1 pseudogene is annotated in these 313 nt (G+C 73.8%); it reads right to left on the minus strand.

Features of this window, described 5'->3' with window-relative positions:
* Positions 1–313, minus strand: a pseudogene (locus tag BI06_RS13100) (hypothetical protein); the annotation flags it as partial.

The following is a 313-nucleotide window of genomic DNA, read 5'->3' on the forward strand; positions in this document are numbered from 1 at the left end:
TCTCGATGGCCTCGTAGAAGTCACCCCCGATCTCGCTGCGGTCGGAGGCGGGTTCGTAGCGGACGGCGAGGTCGACGCCTTCGGTGGCGGGCAGCCGGGCGGGCAGGAAGCTCCGCTGCAGGGTCAGCGCCAGGGCGTGCTCCTCCGCCTGGCTGCGCAGGGCCTCCAGTGCCAGCGCGGTGGCCTGGGTGAGCTGGGAGAGCAACCGGTGCTGGTCCAGATCCTCGGCCGCCGACGGGTCGACGGCCACGGCCACCAAGGGCCGGCCCGGCTTGGTCCGGGCGACCAGCAGGGTGACGGGCTCCACCGGCAG

This window comes from Kitasatospora sp. MBT66 (assembly GCF_000710405.2).
In the GTDB taxonomy this organism is placed as follows: domain Bacteria; phylum Actinomycetota; class Actinomycetes; order Streptomycetales; family Streptomycetaceae; genus Kitasatospora; species Kitasatospora purpeofusca.